General features: G+C 50.5%; 5 protein-coding genes and 1 tRNA gene. 5 read left to right on the top strand and 1 reads right to left on the bottom strand.

From position 1 onward, the window contains the following. Positions 1-425: 425 nt before the first annotated feature. Positions 426-502: transfer RNA gene (locus BLS94_RS14295), tRNA-Met, on the bottom strand. A gap of 443 nt (positions 503-945) precedes the next feature. Here BLS94_RS14295 and BLS94_RS14290 point away from each other — a divergent pair. The 5 genes from BLS94_RS14290 to BLS94_RS14275 all read left to right on the top strand — a co-directional run bounded on the left by BLS94_RS14290 (position 946) and on the right by BLS94_RS14275 (position 4246). After that, positions 946-1884: a GGDEF domain-containing response regulator gene (locus BLS94_RS14290; RefSeq protein WP_072768810.1), complete on the top strand. Its 939-nt coding sequence runs from the start codon at positions 946-948 to the stop codon at positions 1882-1884. Between the two features lie 305 nt (positions 1885-2189). After that, positions 2190-3029 carry a response regulator gene (locus BLS94_RS14285; protein WP_090962594.1) on the top strand — a complete coding sequence of 280 codons (840 nt, stop codon included), beginning with the start codon at positions 2190-2192 and terminating at the stop codon, positions 3027-3029. Between the two features lie 114 nt (positions 3030-3143). Further along, positions 3144-3587 (top strand): helix-turn-helix domain-containing protein, encoded by a 444-nt coding sequence (locus BLS94_RS14280; RefSeq protein WP_090962592.1) that lies wholly within the window; start codon positions 3144-3146, stop codon positions 3585-3587. Continuing rightward, entirely contained in the window at positions 3587-3751 is a 165-nt protein-coding gene (locus BLS94_RS14975; RefSeq protein ID WP_176767898.1) for a hypothetical protein, read from the top strand. The genes BLS94_RS14280 and BLS94_RS14975 overlap by 1 nt, the downstream gene beginning before the upstream one ends. A gap of 6 nt (positions 3752-3757) precedes the next feature. After that, positions 3758-4246 carry an IS630 family transposase gene (locus BLS94_RS14275; protein WP_090962589.1) on the top strand — a complete coding sequence of 163 codons (489 nt, stop codon included), beginning with the start codon at positions 3758-3760 and terminating at the stop codon, positions 4244-4246. Positions 4247-4343: the final 97 nt, after the last annotated feature.

Here is a 4343-nt window from a genome sequence, read left to right as displayed (position 1 = left end):
CGATGCTGCCGACGGTTGAACTGGCAGCGTGAGAACCAGCAGAGATTCCACTTAAAATGTTCAGGTTGTTGTTCAAACAATTGGGACCACTTCTCAAAATACCTGCTTAAGCCGCACGGGAATTAGCGAACTGGGTAAGGACAGATTTTTGAGAAACGCCAATACAATAATTTTCTATCGACCGAAAAAGCGGCGAAATATGAACCGGCCAGATACTTTTGCAGCCGATTTCCTTTAGGGGATGCCGTGAAAAGGGTTGTTTAACCGAAACTTAGGAGAAGGCGCGACGCCCCGCCATACGCGGGGTTTGTCTTTTCTGGCGATTGCTCAATGAGTGATTGAGCAGAGAAGTCTGCATCGCTCCACACATAGGAGCCATACAGCACAAAGCCCCAGCTTGGGGTTGGGGCTAAACGCTTTGATTTTGGTTGCGGGGGCAGGATTTGAACCTACGACCTTCGGGTTATGAGCCCGACGAGCTGCCAGACTGCTCCACCCCGCGTCAGAGGAATACGATTATATCAACCTACCCATGGCAAGGTCAAATCTTATTGCTCCGTAAACTTGGACTGGGAACTGCCATAGATAGTCTGGTTTTACGAAAAAGTTTTCTTTTCTTGACTTAAGCTACTAAAGCTTGGCCTATATGTCGTTAAGGGTAAAAAAATGTCCAAATATGGCCGTTCGAATTACAGCAACCCTCAAGCCCAACACGGAGCACCGCGTCAGTATTATATTGCGCGCTATTTCTCCCTGAATTCCCGCTGCAAGCCGATATTTTCCGAAATGAACCATTTCATGTTTCTTATGAGAGTTAGCGCACAGATATCGACGCAAAATAGCAGCAAAATTTGCCGTTTAAGGCCTGAGAATTTGCCATTGCTCAAACTCGCCATCAATCAGCTAGGTTACAAGGATAGTCGGCCAATGGAATATTCAAGCAATATGATCACTGAAACCGACATTCATAACGCAAAAATCCTGATCGTTGACGACCAGGAATCAAATGTCCATCTCCTGGAAAGCGTGTTAAACACTGCAAACTACACTTCCATCAGTTCGACGATGGATCCCTATAAGGTTTATGAATTGCATCGGCAGAATCATTATGATCTGATTTTGCTTGATCTCAAAATGCCTGGCATGGACGGATTTCAGGTGCTGGAAGCCTTGAAGGAGATCGAAGCGGACGGATACCTCTCCGTACTGGTCATTACCGCTAATCCTGACTGTAAGCTCCGCGCCCTCCAATCCGGGGCAAAAGATTTCGTCAGTAAACCGTTTGATATGGCCGAGGTGCTTGCCCGGGTTCACAATCTGCTGGAAGTGCGTTTGTTGCATCAGCGGTCGCGCAGTTATGCTAAAACCCAGGAATTCATGGCACTGCATGACCCTTTGACTGGGCTTTCCAACAGGCGGCTTCTGGTGGAAAGAGTCTCCCAGGCAATTATCCACGCAAAAAGATACGACAGCATCATGGCGGTTATATATCTGGATCTGGATGGCTTCAGGCAGATCAATAACACCCTGGGTCACGACGTCGGCGATTTGCTTCTAAAATTGGTCGCAGCACGCCTGGTGGCGGCTGTGCGCCAGGAAGATACCGTAGCGCGACTTGGCGGTGATGAATTTGTGATCGCAATGCCGCATGTCAGTAACGTCAATGGTGTAACACTTGCGGCGGAAAAAATTATCAAAGTGCTGTCACAACCCTATAATATTCAGGGGAATAATGTTTGGGTCACAGCGAGTGCGGGTATCGGTCTTTATCCGTTCAATGGCAAAGATGTTAATACGCTTTTGAAAAATGCGGACGCAGCTCTGCTGGACGCCAAGCAAGCAAACAAGAATACCTATCGAATTTCGGAGCGAGCATATATGTGATGGCCAATTCTGTTTCGCGTAAACTCGCGAGCTCGATTCGAGTTTGGCAAAGTATTTCCGTGTCAACAATATAAATTTGTCAGGAAAGAATATAGCGGAATATGGGTATCGAGTTCGCGGTGCCCGTTTCGCTCCGATGTTTATCCCGGACAGACGTGCTAGTAGGTCCGACATTTCTGGTCGGAGATAGCAAAAGTCAGTTACGGAGAAATAGTCGCTTTTACCATTACCATCTACAGAACGATGGAGTATCTTAGGCAAATTCGAAAAAAATCGATTAATTGCCAGTGAATAGGGAACAGAAAATGATTAGTACTCCCGACATTCTTAACGCTAAAATCCTGATTGTCGATGATCAGGAAGCTAATGTCCGGCTGCTTGAGCAAATGCTGAGCGACGCACGTTATACCTGTATTGCCTCGACAATGAATCCACGCGAGGTGTCCGGGCTCTATCGCCAGAACCGTTATGATCTGGTTCTTCTCGATCTGCAAATGCCGGGCATGGATGGCTTTCAGGTGTTGGAAGCCCTGAAGCAAATTGAACCGAAAGGCTATTTGCCAGTACTCGTAATCACTGCCCAGCCAGGTCATAAGCTGCGAGCGCTTCAGGCCGGTGCGAAAGATTTTGTCAGCAAGCCATTCGATCTGGTCGAAGTCCAGACACGTATCCACAACATGCTGGAAGTACGCCTGTTATATAAGCAACTCGAGAATTATAATAAAAAGCTGGAACAAACCGTGGCGGAGCGAACTGCGGAACTACGCGAGAGCGAAGCGCGCTTTCGCCGGTTGACCGAACTGGCGTCTGACTGGTACTGGGAACAAGACGAGAAAGGTCGTTTTACCAAGGTTTATGGACCCGTCCTTGATATGCTCGGGATCGGGGTTGATAAACTGATGGGTGAGCATAGGGAAGATAGTGGAACGCGCTGGAATGAATCCGAGTATGCAGCATTCAAGGCAAATATCACGGCACGACGGCCTTTTATCGATTTTGTCTACAGCCGCACTAAAGCCGATGGCTCTAAACAATATCTGATGGTTAGCGGAGAACCGATGTTCGACTCGTCTGGCCGCTTCACCGGTTATCGCGGAATAGGTAAAGATGTTACCGACAGCATGCGGTCAAAAAAAAATTCATAACCTTGTTCCGATCCCTGAATAAATCCCGGGTTTACCAGTAGCTAGTATTACAACACATAACTAACGAAACATTTGCTATGCTGTCGCATACTTATCCTGTGACGAGAGTTGGCCATGCGACAGACTGAATTGCATCTTACCGACAAGGATCGCGAATTGATTGAGTCGTACCGTGCGAGCGGTTTACACCATGCCCGGGAAGTCAATCGGGCACACGTCCTGTCCGCCCTGGACAGGGGCATACCGGAAGCCCAGATCATGGCGGTTCTCGGCATGGGCCGTACCGCTATCTGGAGAACACGGGCGGCATACTTGGAAGGCGGCGCGGAGCATGCGTTGCATGACCTGCCACGCCCCGGCAAACCTCGACGGTACGATATGGGCATCGAAGCCAGGATTTGCGCCCTGGCTTGCTCGCAACCGCCGGCCGGCGCCAAGCGATGGACGCTTGAATTGCTGGAGCAGGCCGCGCAAGCGCAGGCGGGGGTTGGCCCCATCAGCCGCGAGACCGTCCGCCGGTTGCTAAAAAAAACTGCATCAAGCCGTGGCGCAAGCTGATGTGGTGTGTCGGCACATTGACGCAGGAGTATCGGCAACGCATGTACGATCTGCTCGACCTCTACGCTCACCCGTTGCGGCCGGGCGAACCCGTCGTCTGTCTGGACGAGAAGAGCAAGCAGTTGCTCAAGGATTCTCGTGCGCCTTTGCCGATGCGTCCCTGAACACCTGTGCGGCTGGATTATGAATACGTGCGTGCCGGTACGTGCAACCTGTTTGTGGCCGTGGAGCCCAAGGGTGGCCAGCGAACCGTCAAAGTCACCGATCGCCGCACCAAAGCCGACTTCGTGACCTTCGTCCAGTACTTGCTCCAGCAGGTCTATGCCAAGGCGAAGCGCGTCCATTTGGTGCTGGACAACCTCAATACCCATTTCCGCAAGGGCTTCGAGGAGATGCTCGGCGTCAAGGAAGCCCGCGCGCTGTTGCGTCGAGCCGTATTCCACTACACGCCGAAACACGCCAGTTGGCTCAACATGGCTGAAATCGAAATCGGCATCCTGGATCGCCAGTGTCTGAATCGGCGTCTGCCGGATCGAACCACGCTCGCCACCGAAGTCGATGCCTGGCAGCAGCGCCGCAACGCCGAATGCCGTTGCATCGAATGGTCATTTACCCGGCGGGATGCGGACAAGAAAATGGCGCGGCATTATGTTTCTTAATTAGTCGTCCCTGAAAAACCTCATCTTTAACAAACTTCCATCATTAATCGATGGTTCTCTTCATTTTGTTTTTGTCCGAGGCATTGCAAGCATTCCA

It is taken from the genome of Nitrosospira sp. Nsp18 (genome assembly GCF_900103145.1).
Taxonomy (GTDB): domain Bacteria; phylum Pseudomonadota; class Gammaproteobacteria; order Burkholderiales; family Nitrosomonadaceae; genus Nitrosospira.
The sequence above is the reverse complement of the archived record's forward strand: the minus strand, read 5'-3'. Positions and strand labels throughout refer to the sequence as shown.

What these genes read in the sequence shown, in the direction of transcription:
- BLS94_RS14290 (WP_072768810.1), top strand. Translation starts at nt 946, where the DNA reads ATGATCACTGAAACCGACATTCATAACGCAAAAATCCTGATCGTTGAC.
- BLS94_RS14285 (WP_090962594.1), top strand. Translation starts at nt 2,190, where the DNA reads ATGATTAGTACTCCCGACATTCTTAACGCTAAAATCCTGATTGTCGAT.
- BLS94_RS14280 (WP_090962592.1), top strand. Translation starts at nt 3,144, where the DNA reads ATGCGACAGACTGAATTGCATCTTACCGACAAGGATCGCGAATTGATT.
- BLS94_RS14975 (WP_176767898.1), top strand. Translation starts at nt 3,587, where the DNA reads ATGTGGTGTGTCGGCACATTGACGCAGGAGTATCGGCAACGCATGTAC.